We start from the raw sequence: 17,830 nt of genomic DNA, 5'->3' as shown, positions 1-17,830 counted from the left end.
TTTAATTTGTTTTGTGCTGACTATTTAGTCGACTCCGCCAAAGAGCTGTTCGTCAATTAAATCACATAAGCAGTGGATGACGAGTAGGTGAACCTCTTGAATGCGTGCAGTGGATGTTGCTGGAACGCGAATCTCACAGTCATCCTGGCCTAGTAGTGACGCCATATCGCCTCCATCTCTGCCAGTCAGCGCGACAACCGTCATATCGCGGTCATGGGCCGCCTGGATGGCTTGAACGATATTGGCTGAGTTGCCGCTAGTGGAAATGGCTAATAAGACATCGCCGGGCTGGCCTAGCGCCCTGATCTGCTTGGAAAACACTTCATTATAACTGTAGTCGTTGGCGATCGAGGTAAGTGTTGAGGTATCGGTTGTCAGTGCTAGTGCGGGTAGGCTTGGGCGCTCACGCTCAAAACGATTCAATAGCTCGGACGAAAAGTGCTGGCTATCGCCTGCGCTGCCGCCATTGCCGCAGGCGAGAACTTTACCTTCGTTAACTAAGCACTGAACCATCATTTGGCTGGCGACTTCGATAAAAGGCGGCAGCACTTCGCTGGCATATGTCTTCGTGTCTATGCTGGCGTTAAAGTGATTAAGTATGCGTGATTGAAAGTCCATTAGGGCTTCCTAGGTAAAGGTATCAGTAAGCATCAAAAGCCGCTTTTTCCCACTGGAATTCAAGCGTGGGAGGCGTGCCTGTGATCGCTAGGATATCAAAGCGACACGGACTTGAAACAGCATGCCGAGCGATATAGAGCTTGGCTGCTCGTATTAAGCGGTGTCGCTTCTGTGCAGTGACGGTCTCTAAGGGGTGGCCGTAACGGGTAGTGGTGCGATGTTTGACCTCGATAAAGACCAGGATATCCTGGTCTTTCATCACAAGATCAAGCTCACCACCTTTAACGTGATGATTGCTAGTGACAAGTGTTAAGCCATGTTGCTGCAGCCATTGAGCGGCTAATTGCTCAATGGCTGCGCCCCGCGTCCGTGCTGTTTGCGGTGTATTGGGATTCTGATAACTATTGGTCATCGTTCAGTAGGCCGGGAATCAAAATGGGTGAAGGCACGCCATTTTGGAATTTCGCCCACGGTAGTTCTCGATAAACCCTGCCATCATCTGATAAGCGAAGAGTGCCAGTGCTTCCATTCATGCCGTCAAGGGCTGATAAGTCTGATAGGCGAATGCCAAGCTCGTAAGCATCCACGCCCATTGCCATCAGGCGGAACATTGACGCGTCTGACTCGTTGCGAAGCTCTGCATATGTCGAATAGAAGGGCAGCGCTTCTTCCCCGCCAACTGCTGCGTCAGGGATTTGCCATGGAATATCGATAAACATCACATCATTTAGGTCTTGGTCTAAACGTGTCTGTAGACGCCCTTCATGAAGGTGGGAGGTAGCATAAACAGGCAGGTTGGGGGCGTAGTAGTAGTCCATGGTCGGCGGCACTTGGCGCGCGTACTCGGGAAGTGCTAGTAAGAATAGTGCATCAATGTTCCCTAGGCGGGCGCGATCGCCGCTGACATTTAGGGCTGTTTTGACTGCGTTAGCTACGGCGCTGCTAGGGTTGTAGCGGACGGCATTGGTGATTTCACCACCTTGACTTTGCCACTCATTCCAGAAAGCTTCACCTACGCGGCGTCCCCAGGCATTGTCGGGCACCATAATAGCCATTTGACGATGGCCGTCCTGAAAGGCTCGGCGAGCTGCTTGGCGGGCTTCATCTTCAGCGGATAAACCGTACTGAAGGAGTTGAGGTGCTTGATTGCTTGCGCTGTTGCCATAGTTCAGAGCCAGTGTCGGTAGTGGTACACTATTGCGCTGCTCAAGTTGAGTGACTTGACCTTTGTCAATTGGGCCAATCAAAAGTTGGGCATTCATCTGCTCTGCGCGTTGGTAAATTTCATCTAATGAATATTGAGACGCATTGATGAAATTAAGTTGTACATTATCTCCGCGCAAGTCGTGATGACGGCGCATGGCAGAAGCGATAGCGTTAGCCACGCTACTTAGTGGGCCAGATTCTGGTAAGGCCACTGCTATGCGGCGTATTTCGACACCCTCTAATTCAGGTATGGATACTTTCGTATATTCAGCCTGATCCAAGGCTTGGCGTGCCCACTGCTGCCGTTCTGCAAGGGTTTCTTGTTGGTTTGCCTGCATGGGGAGTTCGTCGTCAAGCACCTGGGTCGCGCGCAGGACCGCGCGGGGGTTGTCCATGCCACGAGCAAGTTCAGAGAAAAGCATTGCCCAGCGCACCCGATCCGATTCTGAAAGCATGTTTTCATCAACCGCATCGGCTGCGTCAAAAGCATTTTCGCGTTGCCCTTGTCTAGCAAGGATATTAGCCGCTTCCAGTCGCGTCTTGGCAGCTTGCTCAGGTGCTTGCTGCTCAGCTTGACTAAGTAGTCGGCTGGCATCCTGGTCAGGGACGCGGTCAACCACACTTGGGGATTGCATAGCGCACCCTGTAATCAGAAGCGCCATGAAGGCAGTGGCTAGTAATCCACGTATTGACTGTTTCATGTATCCTTCCTTAGTTTCCATTTGCGCTGCCGTCGCTCAATGAGCAGATAAATTTACCATTGCACAAGCATGGCGCACCGTCAGTGCAGGCTATTAACAAATCGGGAGTCACGATGACACACCAGCATCCGGGTATATTGTACGTGGTTGCAACACCAATTGGGAATTTGGAAGACTTATCGCCACGCGCTGCTCGGGTATTAGCGGAGGTATCACGTATTGCTGCGGAGGATACACGCCACAGCGGCCGCTTGTTGGCGCATCTAGGCATTAATAAGCCGATGCTCTCATTGCATGAGCATAATGAAGCACGGCGAGTCGATACGCTGGATAGTTACTTAATGGCGGGGGAAAATGTTGCCCTAATTAGTGATGCGGGGACGCCGCTTATATGTGATCCGGGGTTCGTGTTGGTAAGAGAGTTGCGATTGCGGGGTAGGCAGATTGTGCCGCTTCCTGGGCCTTGTGCGCTGGTCAGTGCACTTTCAGCGGCTGGGTTGCCGACTGATAAGTTTACATTTGGTGGGTTTTTGCCATCTAAGCCAAGTGCGCGACGGCAAGCGCTTGAAAAATGGCAGTGTCGAGAAGAAACGCTGGTTTTTTACGAGTCACCTCACCGTATTGAGCACACGCTCGAATCGTTATGTGAACAAATGCCTGAGCGAGCGGTTGTTCTGGCGCGAGAATTGACCAAAACGTATGAGACTTTTTTGCAGGGCTCGCCGTCATCATTGCTGGATCAGCTTAGGCAAGACCCTAACCAAGGTCGTGGAGAGTTTGTCGTAATGATCGCTGGGGCGCCGCCCGTTGTTCAAAGCGATGAGCAATCTATTGCTGCTGATGAGTTGCTTAAAGCCATGCTAGCAGAGGGGGTTGGCGTCAAGCAGGGGGCAGCCGTTGCTGCAAAAATGCTAGGCGGCCGAAAGCAGGAGTGGTACGCAAGATTGCAAGCATTGAAAGGTGGGCATTGAGGCGACGGCGGGGCGCTGGTATGCTTGCCGCCGGAGTTGGCCAGACAGTCGCCGCTAACACACTTGTAAAAGTGTGTTGGGGGAGGAAAGTCCGGGCTCCATAGGGCAGAGTGCCAGGTAACGCCTGGGCGGCGTAAGTCGACGGAAAGTGCAGCAGAGAGTAGACCGCCTAAGCCTTTCGAGGCCGGTAAGGGTGAAAGGGTGCGGTAAGAGCGCACCGCGCGCCTGGCAACAGTGCGTGGCATGGTAAACCCCACTCGGAGCAAGACCAAATAGGGATCCAATGGCGTGGCCCGCGCTGGATCCGGGTAGGTTGCTTGAGCGCTGTGGTGACGCAGCGCCTAGAGGAATGACTGTCCACGACAGAACCCGGCTTATCGGCCGACTCCCCATTTCCATAAAAGGTGCGCCGTTCGCACCTTTCTTAACACTGTGTGAGATTAACATGCCTTCTCCTGACGCTGACCAGGTTACTTCCCATTTTCGCCACACCAGCGTCTTATTAGAAGGGGCGGTAGATACACTTGTTCATAATCCCGATGGTATTTATTTAGACGGTACGTTTGGGCGAGGCGGGCACTCCCGCGTCATTCTTTCGCGCTTGAGCGAACAAGGTCGTTTAATGGCCATGGATCGTGATCCTCAAGCAATAGCAGCCGCTAAAGATATCGATGATCCTCGTTTCGACATAACGCAGCGAGAGTTCGCTCGGTTAGTTGAATATGCACAAGAGCAAGGGGTTTACGGAAAGCTTTCAGGTGTATTGCTAGATATTGGTGTTTCTTCCCCGCAGTTAGATGATCCAGAGCGAGGCTTTAGCTTTATGCGCAACGGTCCTCTTGATATGCGTATGGATCCTACTCAAGGAGAGAGTGCCGCTGCGTTTTTAGCCCGTGCTAGCGAAAATGATATTGCCAATGTGTTTAAAACCTATGGTGAAGAGCGTTACGCAAAGCGCTTGGCACGAGCCGTTGTTACTCGACGTGTGGAAAAGCCTTTTACGCATACTGTTGACTTGGCCGAGGTGTTAAAAGAGGCTCACCCTGCTTGGGAAAAGGGTCGTCACCCAGCGACCAAAGCGTTTCAGGGGCTGCGTATTTATTTAAATGGTGAGCTCGATCAACTGGATGCAGCGCTTGAGGGGGCATTGGAAGTGCTGGCTCCTGGTGGGCATCTGGTTGTGATTAGCTTCCACTCGCTTGAAGATCGTCGTGTAAAACGCTTCATTCGTCACCATGTGCGGGGTGATACGCACTTGCCACGAGGCGTGCCTATTCGCGATGATCAGCTAAATCGCCGTCTTGAAGCCTTGGGTAAAGGAATACGCCCAAGTGATGAAGAGGTGGAAGCTAACCCTCGGGCGCGCAGTGCCGTCATGCGGGCCGCCCGTAAACGAGTGTGATCATGAGCATGGATCGGATAGAGCGTTGGGCGTCAACGCTGCGCACCGAATGGCCTTTCAAGCTACGTTTTCGAGCTTGGCCGGTTATCCTTATCGTGCTGTTCTTGGCGTGTGTCGTGACCGGTGGTTTAGTGGTTGCCACCACGCATATGACGCGAGTGCAGTATGCGCAGCTACAGCAGTTAGAGCAGGAAAAAAATCAGCTGCAAACCGAGTGGGGGCAGCTGCTATTGGAAGAGGGGGCGTGGTCTACTCCAGCCCGTGTAGAGCAAATTGCTACGGAACGGCTTGAAATGCGCATTCCCGATGTGAATGATGTCGAGGTGATTCGACCATGAAGCGCGAAAGTCGGGGAGGGATATCCCGTCAAATGCCTATTGCGCCGCCATTAGCTGGCGGACGCTTTTTATTTATTCTCATTATTGTAATGCTTGCGTCAGCCATTTTAGTCGGCAGGATTACGCTGCTTCAGGTAATTGATCGCCCGTTTTTACAGAGCCAGGGCGATGCCCGTACGCTTCGCCATGAGGCAATACCCGCACACCGCGGTATGATCACTGATCGTAATGGTGAACCTCTGGCTATTTCTACGCCTGTTGTAACACTTTGGGCGAATCCTCAAGAGCTACCTACCGATGCCATTCAGCGAGTAATGCTGGCGCAAGCTTTAGGCATGTCGCTCGATGACTTTGAATCCCGTGTCTCTCGATATAGCAGTCGAGAATTTATGTACCTTCGTCGTCAAATGACGCCCGATGCGGCCCAGCGCATACTGGATTTACGCACGCCTGGTGTTTATCAGCAGCGTGAATACAAGCGTTATTATCCAGCCGGTGAAGTGGCGGCGCAGTTGCTGGGTGTTACCAATGTGGATGATGTGGGGCAAGAGGGGCTAGAGCTCTCCTATCAGCCTTACTTAGCGGGGCATCCTGGACAACGCCGAGTCATAAAAGATCGACGAGGTCGTTTAGTTCGTGAGCTCGGAGTTATCCGTGAAGCGCAACCTGGCGGTGAGTTAACGTTGGCGATTGATCAGCGTATTCAATATATGGCCTACCGTGAATTGCGCGCTGCTGTCGCTGAGCATGAGGCGGACGGTGGAGTGTTAGTAATGCTCGATGCGCGCACAGGGGAAGTGTTAGCAATGGCTAACTTGCCTTCTTACAACCCGAATAACCGCGCTGGGTTAGATCCGCGAGGTTTACGCAACCAGGCACTGGTTGATGTGTTTGAACCAGGGTCTGTTATGAAGCCTTTGGCAATGGCTGCAATACTGGAAAGTGGTGTTGTAGATCGTGATGCTATCGTTGACACCTCGCCTGGCTGGATGCGCCTGGATCAGTTCACTATTCGAGACTTCCGTAATTATGGCGATTTAGATTTAGCGGGGATTCTAGAAAAATCTTCAAACGTTGGTATGTCTCGTTTAGCGCTACAGCTAAGCGATACGGCCATTTGGGAAAAATACAATCAGCTAGGTCTTGGACAAGCACCGGGAACCGGCTTTCCTGGTGAGGCGACAGGCAGTTTGCCAGCGCCAGTTCGCTGGTCTCGAAGTGAACGAGCGACGCTCTCCTATGGTTACGGTCTCTCTGTTTCAGCGGTTCAATTGGCCAGTGCTTACACTGCGCTAGCCAATAATGGCGTGCGTTTGCCGCCCTCGCTGTTGAGGCTTTCTGAGCCTCCTCAGGGGAGTCCTGCTATATCGCCCACAGTGGCCAATGATTTGCTGAATATTTTAGAAACGTCGGTCGCCGCCTATACCGGTGGTCGCCGAGCGCGCGTTGAAGGCTATCGTGTGGGGGGGAAAACAGGCACGGTGCGTAAAATAGGGCAGCAAGGTTATACCACTGATGCTTACCGCAGTGTTTTTGCGGGGATTGCGCCTATTTCCGACCCGCGTATTGTTACCGTCGTTATGATTGATCACCCTCGCGCTGGCCAATTTTATGGTGGAGCAGTGGCTGCTCCGGTGTTTTCTAGCGTTACAGGTAATGCCCTACGTTTGCTGGACGTGCCGCCCGATCACGAGGTCGAGTAGCATAAGGAGATTGCATGAGGTTGTCCCCAGAGAGTCTATGGGTTGCGCTAAAGCAGGTTTGGCCTAACGCTGTATTACCTGAGGAGTTGCCTAAATTACCAGAGCAGCTTCGCTTAGTGACGGATACGCGTAAGTTAGCGATGGGCGATGTATTTGTGGCTATTCCTGGTAGTCAGCGTGATGGTTATGAGTTTGTTGACCAAGCATTGGCGGCAGGTGCATCACTCGTTTTGGCGCACACGAAAGAAGGTGGTGTTTCTCTGGACGGGCAAATACTTTATTTGCCGCATCTGTCTATGCGACTTGGTGAGCTAGGTCGCACACTGTTTTCTGTTCCCGAAGACCTCCAGGTGATTGGGGTGACGGGCACCAATGGGAAAAGCTCTGTTACCCATTACATAGCAGCGTTAAGCGAATTGCTTGGCAAGCCTGCTGGAGTGATCGGGACATTGGGTGTTGGTCGCCTTGGCCAATTGGTCGACACAGGCCTTACTACGCCTGGTTCATTGGCAATGCAAGAAACCTTGGCTGATTTAGCTAACCAAGGAGTGAAGCGTGTGGCGCTTGAAGCGTCTTCGCATGCCCTTGAGCAACGCCGTTTAGACGCAGTGAACGTCGCCGCAGGCGTATTCACCAACCTGACGCGAGATCACCTTGATTACCATGGCAGTATGGCGGCTTATGCCGCTGCAAAAGCAAAGTTGTTCCGGCGTTCTGAGCTTGTACTTGCGGTCGTCAATGCAGATGATCCACTTGCGCGGCTAATGCTGGCAGGCTGCGATAGCCGTGTGCGTGTTTTGGCAGTAGGCGACGATGAAGCAGTGACGCTGCGCGTGATTGGTTGGCATCCCCATGAATATGGTCAACAGGCTCTTGTTGCTACGCCGGAAGGTGAAAAAACGCTTAATCTCGGTTTGATGGGGCGGTTTAACCTAGACAATGTGCTGTTAGCCATTAGTGTACTTTATGGGTTGGGCGAGCCTTTAGATCAGTTGTTTGAGTCGGCAACTGAGTTGAGCCCAGTGCCTGGGCGTATGGCGTTATATCGCGAGGTTGATGCGCCCAGCGTTGTTATCGATTATGCCCACACGCCGGATGCATTAGCTAATGCTCTTGAAGCGCTGAAAGAGCATTTAGGGAGCGCTGGAAAACTATGGTGTCTGTTCGGTTGTGGTGGTGAGCGTGATACGGGAAAGCGAGCTGAAATGGCTGCTGTAGCAGAGCAGCGAGCTGACCACGTGATCGTTACTGACGATAATCCGCGTACGGAGTCTGCCGAGCAAATTCGCCAACAAATTATTTCGGGCTTTTCTGCTGCGGCTGCCTTTACGGAAATAGGTGATCGTAGTCAGGCAATTTGTCATGCGGTTCAGCATGCTGATACCCAGGACGTTATCTTGGTGGCTGGAAAAGGTCATGAGGCCTATCAGCACATCGGTAACGTGCGTCATGACTATCAAGATAGCGAACAAGTGATTAAAGCCTTCAAATTTAGGGCTGCCATGTGATGAACTGGTCGTTAGCTAGTATTGCCTCAGCACTAAAGCTTTCTGTCCCGCAAACTTTATGCGAGTTGTCGGTCACAGCGGTAATTACCGATACGCGTCATATTGTGCCTGGGTGTCTGTTTGTGGCTTTGAGGGGGCCACGTTTTGATGGCCATGATTTTATTGAGCAGGCGCTTGAGAAAGGCGCTGCAGCTGCTCTGGTTGAGCGCCCGGTAAGCAGTTTGCTTCCTCAGCTAGTATGCGCAGACACGCGTTTGGGCCTTGGCCTGCTGGCGCGGGCTTGGCGTGAACATTGTAAACTGCCGCTGGTGGCTGTCACCGGCAACAGCGGTAAAACAACCGTTAAAGAGATGACGGCTGCGCTACTTTCTCCATTAGGCGGTGTGCTTGCTACGGTGGGCAACTTAAACAATGACATTGGTGCGCCGCTGACATTGCTGCGTTTAGCAACGCACCATCAGGTAGGTGTGATTGAACTAGGGGCTAACCATTTGGGCGAAATTGCCTGGACCAGCCAGTTGACCTCCCCTAATGTCGCCATCATTACCAATGTAACAGGCGCACATGTCGGAGAGTTTGGCGGTATGGGGCAAATTGCCCAAGCCAAAAGCGAAATATTAACCGGGCTAGTTGAAGATGGTATTGCGGTGCTAAATCGCGATGACTATTACTTTGAATTTTGGTCAGCCTGTGCGGGAAGCAAGAAAGTTGTAAGCTACGGCTTACATGGCGATGCGGACGTTCACGCGTCCGCACTTTCGTGCGACTCTTTGGGGCGGTATGCTTTTACGCTTGTTGAGCGTGGCCAAGTGCTGGGCGACGTCCAACTGCCCTTGATTGGTAAACATAATGTGAGTAATGCTTTGGCGGCTGCTGCAGCGGCTCTCGCATTAGGCGTTACACCAGAGCAAGTAGTGACGGGGCTATGCGAATTGTCCTCATTATCTGGTAGGTTAAGCATCGTCCCCGGTGTGCGCAATACGACGTTGTTAGACGACACGTACAACGCAAATCCTGGTGCTGTGAAAGCGGCGTTGGATGCGTTAGCGAACTTTCCTACACCGCGCTGGTGCGCGCTTGGCGCAATGGGGGAGTTGGGTAGCGAGTCTCATGCCCTACATGCTGAGATCGGTCATTACGCTGCGTCACTGGGTATCGATACATTGCTGACTTTTGGTGATGCTGCCCGTTCAGCAAGTGAAGCCTTCGGTCGCGGGCTGCATTTTGACGACCACGAGACGCTAGTGCGTCATGTTATTAATACTCTGCCGCCTAACACCACACTGCTGGTGAAAGGATCGCGTAGTGCAGGCATGGAAAATGTCATTGCTGCGCTACGTGCGGATGAAACAAGGTAAGCGCCGTTCATGTTACTTCACTTGGCGAATTTTCTAGCCCAATATCAGTCTGCTTTCCAAGTTTTTAACTATTTAACCTTACGTGTCATTCTCGCAGCGCTAACGGCCCTTATGCTATGCCTGTGGCTTGGGCCCTGGGTTATACGCCGGTTAGTGGAGGGCCAGATTGGCCAAGCGATTCGTGATGATGGCCCTCAATCTCATTTGTCTAAAGCAGGTACGCCCACTATGGGTGGGGCAATGATATTGTTGGCTATTGCTATCAGTACGCTGGTCTGGGGCGATTTGACCAATCATTATGTTTGGGTGGTGCTACTGGTCACATTAGGTTTCGGGGCTATTGGCTGGGTCGACGATTATCGCAAGGTTGTCGAAAAGAACCCGCGTGGATTACCCGCTCGTTGGAAGTATTTCTGGCAGTCGGTGGTGGGTATTGGCGCTGCTTTGGTGCTTTATCTCACGGCCGCCACACCGGCTGAAACTAGCTTATTGATCCCGATGTTTAAAGATGTCGCGTTGCCGCTTGGCGTGTTCTATATCGTGTTGACCTATTTTGTGATCGTTGGCAGCTCTAACGCAGTCAATCTCACGGATGGTCTTGATGGCCTGGCGATCATGCCCACTGTACTGGTGGCAATGGGCTTGTCCGTATTTGCCTATGCAAGTGGGAATGCTGTGTTTGCCAACTATTTACATATTCCTTTTATTCATGGCACCGGCGAGTTGGCTGTTTTCTGTGCCACTATTGCTGGTGCGGGCCTGGGTTTTTTGTGGTTCAACACTTATCCCGCTCAGGTGTTTATGGGAGATGTAGGGGCGCTGGCGCTAGGTGCCGCACTAGGCGTTGTCGCCGTTATAGTGCGCCAAGAAATTGTGCTGTTTATTATGGGCGGTATCTTTGTGCTTGAAACGGTCTCGGTGATTCTTCAAGTTGGCTCTTATAAGCTTACCGGTCGGCGTATTTTCCGTATGGCGCCGTTGCATCACCACTACGAGCTGAAAGGTTGGCCTGAGCCGCGGGTAATTGTGCGTTTCTGGATTATTACCGTCGTACTGGTGCTGTTAGGGTTGGCTACGCTTAAAGTTCGATGATTAGCAAAGTAATAGCGGCAGTGTTGCCACTATTAGCGTGATGCACAAAGGAGCCGGTCATCGTGCGAGTCGCAAATGGAGTCACCGTTGTTATTGGCCTGGGGATTTCTGGGCAAGCTATTTGTCGGCATTTGGCGCGTCAAGGCGTGCCATTTATGGTAGCAGATACGCGAGCAGAACCTCCGGGGCTACACGCTTTTCAGAACGAGAACCCCAATGTTGAGGTTTATTGTGGTCCGTTAACGGCGCTTGATTTTACAGATGCCTACGAAGTGGTTGTCAGCCCTGGTGTAGATCCTCATTCGCCAGGGCTTGATGGCTTGCTAGAGCGTTATAATCCAGCAACGGGGGAGCCCGTGCTGGTAGGTGAGATTGCTTTGTTTGTTCGCGCGGTGAATGCGCCGGTCGCCGCTATTACTGGCTCTAATGCCAAGTCAACTGTTACGACGTTACTCGGCGAGATGGCTAGAGTTGCTGGTGTTAAAGCTGCGGTGGGTGGCAATTTGGGTACGGCTGCATTGGATTTATTAGCTGAATACCCAGATGCCGAGCTTTACATCCTTGAACTCTCAAGTTTTCAGCTGGAAACAACGCCTCATTTGGGTGCTAAAGCGGCTGCTTTTTTAAACCTCTGTGAAGATCATTTAGATCGTCATGGAGATATGGTGGGTTACCGCCGCGCTAAGCAGCGTATTTTTCGCGGTGCACAATCAGTCATTGTCAACGCGGATGACGCGCTCACTTGGCCAGAGTCGCCTGTTGATCATGTAGAGCGTTTTACGGCCTTCGCACCCGCAGCTAATGACTGGGGAGTAGTTGAAAAAGGTGGCGAGTTAACGCTGTTCCAAGGTGATACTGCTTGGCTTAGCACAGAAGCTCTCAATATGGCAGGGCGACATAACTATGCCAATGCACTAGCAGCATTGGCAATGGGTAAGGCGTTGGGCTTCGCAAAAGCACCGATGTGCCAAGCATTAACTGCTTTTAAGGGGCTGCCCCATCGTAGTGAAGTTATCGCTCGTATCAATGGCGTTATGTGGGTGAATGATTCAAAAGGCACTAACGTTGGCGCTACGCTAGCCGCGATTCAAGGCATTAGCGCGTCGCTGACAGGGAAAGTAATATTATTGGCCGGTGGTGTCGGTAAAGGTGCTGATTTTACCCCCCTGGCAATGCCATTAGCAGAGTGTGCCAAAACTGCGGTGCTATTTGGCGCTGACGCACTCCGTCTTGAAGCCGCTTTGTCATCTGCTGTTCCAGTGCATCTAGTACACGATTTAACTCAAGCTATGGAAGTGGCCTGGGAAATAGCTGAGCCCGGCGACTGTGTATTGCTGTCACCCGCCTGCGCAAGCCTAGATCAGTTTGTTAATTACCAAGCGAGAGGCGATGCCTTTCGGGATTGGGTTGAGCAAAAGCATAAACAGCATAATCACTCAGGAGAGAGGTTATGAGCCGAGTACAGCGTATCCGCGATACTTTGACAACGCGACATTTACCCTCCGATGTGTGGTTGATCGCCGCCGCCGTAGCGTTAGCTGGGTTAGGCTGGGTGATGGTAAGTTCAGCATCGGTAGGTCTGCTGGAAAACAGCTATCACTACTCTCGGCAGCATGGCATTTTTCTACTCCTGGCTATATTGGCTTGTTTTTTTATGCTGTGTGTTCCTTTGGAAGCATGGCGGCAAAACGCAGCGCTAATTTTGCTAGTGAGCATTATCATGCTAGTGCTGGTGCTCGTGATTGGTCAGGAAGTTAACGGCAGCAAACGCTGGATTTCACTGCCTGGCCCCTTACCGAGCCTGCAAGTTTCGGAGCTTGGAAAAATCGGTTTGATTTTTTACATGGCCGCCTTCATGTCTCGCTTTACCTATGATCTGCGCCAACGTGCATTAAGTATGTGGCGACCTTTAGCGGTGCTTGCCATTCCGGCAGGGCTGCTTTTTCTTGCTCCCGATTTTGGCGGCATGGTGGTATATACCGTGTGCGTTATTGGTATGTTAATGATGAGCGGCGCTTCACTTACCTTGCTATTTGGTAGTGGTGGCGTATTGGCTGTTGGTGCCGTCATGATGGTCGTTATGGAGCCTTACCGCTTAGCGCGCTGGACGAGCTTTTTGGACCCCTGGGCTGATCAGTTTGCGACTGGCTATCAGCTTACCCAGGCGCTGATTGCTTTCGGTCGTGGGCATGTGACCGGTACTGGTTTAGGTAATAGTGTGCAAAAACTTCACTACCTGCCTGAAGCTCACACAGACTTTATTTTTGCTGTCATCGCAGAAGAGCTTGGCATGATAGGGGCCATTCTCGTTGTACTACTATTTACCTTGCTCATTACCAGGGCGATGTTGATTGGTCGTCGCGCAGAATTGGCAGGCCATTTATTTGGTGCCTATGTCAGCTATGGCATAGGTTTCGTTATCGCAGCTCAGGCATTTATCAATATGGCGGTAAGCTCGGGGCTGTTGCCAACGAAAGGGCTAACATTGCCGTTGATTAGCTATGGCGGTTCAAGTTTATTGGTAACCGGTATGATGATTGGCTTGTTGTTGCGCGTAGATGCAGAGACGCGTCACCGTCCGCGTCGTGTATCAACACCCTATAAGTCACGCCATGAACCTCGGTTACCGTAACTACTCAAGGAGTTGTTTGTGACGACGAACGCACGTCGACGCATTTTAATTATGGCGGGAGGTACCGGAGGTCATGTTATTCCGGCGCTTTCATTAGCACGTTCGCTCAAAGCCCACAATGTCGACGTTGAATGGCTGGGAAGCCCAAGAGGGATCGAAAATCGCCTAGTGCCAGAAGCAGGTATTACGCTTCATACCATCGACATAAGCGGTCTGCGTGGCAAAGGAGTAGCTGGCTGGCTGAAGGCACCGCTGAACCTTTCCCAAGCCGTACTGCAAGCGCGAAAGGTAATTCGCCGCTTCAATCCTGATGTGGTGGTTGGGTTAGGTGGCTTTGCCAGTGGCCCTGGTGGGCTGGCGGCGTGGCTTTCCAGGGTGCCATTAGTGATACATGAACAAAATGCTATTGCTGGGCTGACCAATAAAGTGCTCTCGAAATTGGCGACACGCACTTACGCGGCGTTTGCCGAGGCTTTTGGTGACAAGGCAGAAGTGATTGGCAATCCGGTGCGAGAAGATATTGCTGCACTGGGTGAGCATCCAAGAAGTGATTCTGAACTGGCCGTTCGTCCGCTGCGGTTATTAGTTGTTGGTGGCTCGCTAGGGGCGGTCGCATTGAATGAACGTTTACCGCCCGGGTTGGCGGGCTTGCCTCCAGAGCGACGCCCTGATGTTCGCCATCAAGCGGGCAAAGACCGAGATGTGGCGACGGCAAGCGCCTACGTCGAGCATGGAATTGTGGCAGATGTCACTCCTTTTATTGACGATATGGCGGCTGCGTATAAGTGGGCAGATTTAGTCGTTTGCCGTGCCGGAGCGCTAACAGTGGCAGAGCTTGCCGCAGCTGCAAAGCCCGCCTTGCTAGTGCCGTTTCCATTTGCTGTTGATGATCATCAGCGAGTCAATGCTGGCGTTTTAGTAAAGGCCGGGGCGGCACTTTGTGTCACACAGTCTGAACTGACCCCCGAGCGATTAACACACTATTTAGATGAGCTATTAGTCCCGAGCGTTTTGTCAGATATGGCTTCTAAAGCCCGCCAAGCGGCTTGCTTAGAGGCGACTGAGCGTCTTACAAAGGGATGTTTAGCGCTGGTTAAACAAGGAGAGACTGCGTGACCGACTCTATTAATAATACGTTGCACTCAGGTGTCCGTCCAAGCGGCCCTGGTATGCGCCGTATTAAGCGTTTGCACTTTGTTGGTATCGGTGGCGCAGGTATGTGTGGAATCGCGGAGGTGCTCGCGAATCAGGGTTACAGCGTCAGCGGTAGCGATATGAAGGCATCGAATGTTGTTGAGCGCCTTCGTCAGTGTGGCGTTAACGTTGCTATCGGTCATGCTGAAGAGAATGTGGTAGGCGCTGACGTCGTGGTTGTCTCCAGCGCCATTGATGCAACAAATCCTGAAATCCGTTGGGCTCATGAGCATCGTGTGCCCGTGGTTAGGCGTGCTGAAATGCTGGCCGAACTAATGCGCTTTCGCCATGGTATTGCTGTCGCAGGAACCCATGGCAAGACGACTACAACCAGTTTGACGGCAACGCTGCTGGCGGAAGGCGGATTGGATCCCACCTTTGTGATTGGTGGAAAACTCACCAGTGCTGGCGCTAACGCTCGGTTGGGGGAGGGTGATTATCTAGTCGCTGAGGCTGATGAATCGGATGCGTCTTTTCTTCATCTTCAGCCAATGGTCTCTATTGTGACGAACATAGATGCAGACCATATGGCGACCTATGGTGGGGATTTTGAGCGCTTAAAAAGCACATTCATCGAGTTTCTGCATAATTTGCCGTTTTACGGGCTGGCAGTGCTGTGTATTGATGACGCTAACATTCGGTCGATGCGTGATCAGGTGAAGCGTCAGTTTGTCACCTACGGTTTCGATGAAGATGCTGATTACCGCATTGTGGACTTCACTCAGCAAGGCGGTGAAGTCTCGTTCACCGCAGTGCGTCCTGGGGAAGCTGCTCCATTAGCTATTCGGCTAGCAATGCCTGGTCGCCATAATGCGTTAAACGCTATGGCGGCGATTGTTGTAGCAACGGATGCTGGGGTCAGCGACGATGCCATTCTTCGTGGGCTTGCAAGTTTTGCTGGTGTAGGGCGCCGTTTTCAAGTGCATGGCCACTTCAGCGCCCCCAAGGCTGATGGCGAGATCATGTTAGTCGACGATTATGGGCACCATCCCCGTGAAGTTGACATGGTCATTCAGGCGGTTCGTGCAGGTTGGCCGGATCGTCGACTGGTCATGTTGTACCAGCCGCATCGCTACAGTCGCACCCGCGATCTTTATGAAGATTTTGTTCGTGTGCTTTCTCAAGTGGATACGCTCGTTCTATTGGATGTTTATAGCGCTGGGGAAGCCGTGATTCCAGGCGCCGAAGGCCGCACCCTTGCTGGGTCTATTCGTCAGCGAGGAGAAGTCGATCCAGTGTTCGTTGAGCATAAACAGGAGCTACCTGCACTGTTAAGCAAACTTCTGCGCCCTGGGGATATCTTTATTACTCAAGGTGCCGGTGATGTGGGTGGTATTTCGCTGCGTTTCGCGCAAGCCAAGTTGGCGCTAGATAAGGTAGAGCTATGAGTACAGCAATGTCATTGAATGACCCCTTGGCACGCGTTGTTGTTGTTTATGGCGGTACTTCAGCAGAGCGCGAAGTGTCGCTTAAAAGCGGTGCAGCTGTGCTTGACGCATTAAAGCGTCAAGGTATCGATGCCATTGGCTACGATCCAAAAGAAGAGGGTTTGGTAGGGCTAGAACGCCTTGCCCCAACGGCTGTTTTTGTGGCTCTTCATGGTCGTGGTGGTGAAGATGGTACGCTGCAGGGAGCGCTAGAGCTTTTAGGGCTGCCTTACACCGGCAGTGGGGTGCTGGCGTCAGCGTTAGGAATGGATAAGCAGCGTACGAAGCAGGTTTGGCAGGCTGTAGGGTTACCCACACCTGAAAGCATCATGCTCAGCGACACATCTGATTGGTCTATGGTGGTGTCGCAATTAGGTTTACCAATGATGGTAAAGCCTGTTCACGAAGGTTCCACGCTGGGGATTAGTATCGTTAAAAGCCAGGAAGCATTAGAAGCTGCTTATCACGAGGCGGCGAACTATGACGCCCGTGTTATGGCTGAGCGGTTCATTGTAGGTGAAGAGTATACCGTTGCTCTGCTTGGTAATGACGTGTTGCCGGCAATTCGTGTCGAAGTCCCAGGCGGTTTTTATGATTACGAAGCGAAATACATTGCTAACACTACTCAGTATCACCTGCCCAGTGGCTTAGCATCTAGTGATGAGCAGGCCTTGGCGGAGCTATGCAAGAAAGCGTTTGATGCTGTAGGTGGCGAAGGCTGGGGGCGTGTAGATGTGATGCGCGATGCGATGGGCAAGTTTTGGCTCATTGAAGTTAATACTGTGCCAGGAATGACGGATCATAGTTTAGTGCCTCAAGCGGCAGCGCATGCGGGCATAGAGTTTGATCAGTTGGTGTTGAGTATATTGAATACTGCGGTTCAACGCAGCTGCTCATGAAGAAGCGTAATGCGTGGTTAGGCCTCATATTGCTGACACTGTTGCTCGGTGCTGGTGGGCGTGCCTTATGGCTATGGTTAGATAAGCCTATTGAGCGTGTGTCTATTCGTGGCGAGTGGGAGTATGTGAGTGCTGATTACCTCCGTACTCAGCTAGCGCCGCTCGTTCAAGAGGCAACTTGGCTCTCGGCAGATTTAGGTGAGTTGCGTAGGCGTGCGTTGAGAATTGGCTGGCTGAATGAGGTTAGAATTTCCAGAGAGTGGCCAAATGCACTTGTATTTGAGCTGGTAGAGCAAACGCCAGTGGCCCGCTGGAACGATGATTTTCTACTTAACCCCAAAGGTGAGTCGTTTGCGTTTGCGCCACTAGGCGTGCCTCAAGGGCTTCCTGATTTGGCTGGGCCGACGGGAAGTGGTGAAGAGGTGCTTACCTATTATCGCCGCTTAACGCCTCATTTCCAGGGATTATCGTTGTCACTTTCTCAATTGCGCTTAGAGCCCCGTGGTGCATGGCGGCTCCAGTTAAGCAATGGTGCCTGGGTAATGTTAGGAAGACGTCAGCATGAAATCCGACTAGCTCGTTTGTCGGCATCGTGGCAGCGTGAGCTTGCTCAGGTTGGGGAACATATTCGCTATATCGATTTGCGTTACCCCAATGGTGTTGCAGTTGCCTGGCACGGAGAAAGTGACTTTGCAGAAGAGAATGAGTAACAAGCGACTTACAATGTGCAAAAAGTAGGTAAATGTAAGTGGTTGCCAACAGCGAAAAGCCATGAATAGGG

16 protein-coding genes and 1 other RNA gene are annotated in these 17,830 nt (G+C 52.0%); 14 read left to right on the top strand and 3 right to left on the bottom strand.

Annotated elements, in window-relative coordinates; all coding sequences use genetic code 11:
• Positions 1-24 precede the first annotated feature (24 nt).
• The 3 genes from ACN06F_RS10965 to ACN06F_RS10955 are packed head-to-tail and all read right to left on the bottom strand — an operon-like array spanning position 25 to position 2,525.
• Positions 25-618 carry a phosphoheptose isomerase gene (locus ACN06F_RS10965; protein ID WP_038485436.1) on the bottom strand — a complete coding sequence of 198 codons (594 nt, stop codon included), beginning with the start codon at positions 616-618 and terminating at the stop codon, positions 25-27.
• A gap of 22 nt (positions 619-640) precedes the next feature.
• A complete protein-coding gene (locus ACN06F_RS10960) occupies positions 641-1,030 on the bottom strand; it encodes a YraN family protein (protein ID WP_038485433.1) in 390 nt (129 codons plus the stop codon).
• Positions 1,020-2,525: a penicillin-binding protein activator gene (locus ACN06F_RS10955; RefSeq protein ID WP_433923899.1), complete on the bottom strand. Its 1,506-nt coding sequence runs from the start codon at positions 2,523-2,525 to the stop codon at positions 1,020-1,022. The genes ACN06F_RS10960 and ACN06F_RS10955 overlap by 11 nt, the downstream gene beginning before the upstream one ends.
• A gap of 113 nt (positions 2,526-2,638) precedes the next feature.
• Here ACN06F_RS10955 and rsmI point away from each other — a divergent pair, with 113 nt between their 5' ends.
• From rsmI to ACN06F_RS10885, 14 genes are all read left to right on the top strand, one after another.
• A complete protein-coding gene (gene rsmI / locus ACN06F_RS10950) occupies positions 2,639-3,496 on the top strand; it encodes a 16S rRNA (cytidine(1402)-2'-O)-methyltransferase (RefSeq protein ID WP_198349128.1) in 858 nt (285 codons plus the stop codon).
• Between the two features lie 32 nt (positions 3,497-3,528).
• An RNA gene (gene rnpB / locus ACN06F_RS10945) (RNase P RNA component class A) lies at positions 3,529-3,889 on the top strand.
• A gap of 52 nt (positions 3,890-3,941) precedes the next feature.
• Positions 3,942-4,898, top strand: a complete 957-nt coding sequence (gene rsmH, locus ACN06F_RS10940; RefSeq protein ID WP_038485424.1) for a 16S rRNA (cytosine(1402)-N(4))-methyltransferase RsmH — start codon at positions 3,942-3,944, stop codon at positions 4,896-4,898.
• A gap of 2 nt (positions 4,899-4,900) precedes the next feature.
• The gene (gene ftsL / locus ACN06F_RS10935; RefSeq protein ID WP_038485421.1) at positions 4,901-5,236 is read left to right on the top strand and encodes a cell division protein FtsL; all 336 of its coding nucleotides are present in this window, start codon (positions 4,901-4,903) and stop codon (positions 5,234-5,236) included.
• A complete protein-coding gene (locus ACN06F_RS10930) occupies positions 5,233-6,939 on the top strand; it encodes a peptidoglycan D,D-transpeptidase FtsI family protein (protein WP_038485418.1) in 1,707 nt (568 codons plus the stop codon). Before ftsL ends, ACN06F_RS10930 begins: the two co-directional genes overlap by 4 nt.
• 14 nt (positions 6,940-6,953) lie before the next feature.
• Positions 6,954-8,447: a UDP-N-acetylmuramoyl-L-alanyl-D-glutamate--2,6-diaminopimelate ligase gene (locus ACN06F_RS10925; RefSeq protein WP_231657114.1), complete on the top strand. Its 1,494-nt coding sequence runs from the start codon at positions 6,954-6,956 to the stop codon at positions 8,445-8,447.
• Positions 8,447-9,805 (top strand): UDP-N-acetylmuramoyl-tripeptide--D-alanyl-D-alanine ligase, encoded by a 1,359-nt coding sequence (locus ACN06F_RS10920; RefSeq protein WP_433923898.1) that lies wholly within the window; start codon positions 8,447-8,449, stop codon positions 9,803-9,805. Before ACN06F_RS10925 ends, ACN06F_RS10920 begins: the two co-directional genes overlap by 1 nt.
• 9 nt (positions 9,806-9,814) lie before the next feature.
• Complete coding sequence (gene mraY / locus ACN06F_RS10915; protein WP_038485409.1) at positions 9,815-10,897, top strand: phospho-N-acetylmuramoyl-pentapeptide-transferase; 1,083 nt, start codon at positions 9,815-9,817, stop codon at positions 10,895-10,897.
• A 59-nt stretch (positions 10,898-10,956) separates the two neighbouring features.
• Complete coding sequence (gene murD, locus ACN06F_RS10910; RefSeq protein ID WP_198349276.1) at positions 10,957-12,351, top strand: UDP-N-acetylmuramoyl-L-alanine--D-glutamate ligase; 1,395 nt, start codon at positions 10,957-10,959, stop codon at positions 12,349-12,351.
• The gene (gene ftsW, locus ACN06F_RS10905; protein ID WP_095603158.1) at positions 12,348-13,529 is read left to right on the top strand and encodes a putative lipid II flippase FtsW; all 1,182 of its coding nucleotides are present in this window, start codon (positions 12,348-12,350) and stop codon (positions 13,527-13,529) included. The genes murD and ftsW overlap by 4 nt, the downstream gene beginning before the upstream one ends.
• Before the next feature lie 18 nt (positions 13,530-13,547).
• Entirely contained in the window at positions 13,548-14,645 is a 1,098-nt protein-coding gene (gene murG / locus ACN06F_RS10900) for an undecaprenyldiphospho-muramoylpentapeptide beta-N-acetylglucosaminyltransferase (protein WP_084183740.1), read from the top strand.
• Positions 14,646-14,698: 53 nt separating this feature from the next.
• On the top strand, positions 14,699-16,111 hold the full coding sequence (gene murC, locus ACN06F_RS10895) for a UDP-N-acetylmuramate--L-alanine ligase (RefSeq protein ID WP_095603312.1): 1,413 nt from the start codon (positions 14,699-14,701) through the stop codon (positions 16,109-16,111).
• Positions 16,108-17,049 (top strand): D-alanine--D-alanine ligase, encoded by a 942-nt coding sequence (locus ACN06F_RS10890; RefSeq protein WP_038485397.1) that lies wholly within the window; start codon positions 16,108-16,110, stop codon positions 17,047-17,049. The genes murC and ACN06F_RS10890 overlap by 4 nt, the downstream gene beginning before the upstream one ends.
• On the top strand, positions 17,046-17,759 hold the full coding sequence (locus ACN06F_RS10885) for a cell division protein FtsQ/DivIB (RefSeq protein ID WP_038485394.1): 714 nt from the start codon (positions 17,046-17,048) through the stop codon (positions 17,757-17,759). The genes ACN06F_RS10890 and ACN06F_RS10885 overlap by 4 nt, the downstream gene beginning before the upstream one ends.
• The last annotated feature ends 71 nt before the right edge of the window (positions 17,760-17,830 follow it).

It is taken from the genome of Vreelandella sp. 21 (assembly GCF_050995515.1).
In the GTDB taxonomy this organism is placed as follows: Bacteria; Pseudomonadota; Gammaproteobacteria; order Pseudomonadales; family Halomonadaceae; genus Vreelandella; species Vreelandella alkaliphila.
This window is presented reverse-complemented; position numbering and strand designations above follow the sequence as displayed.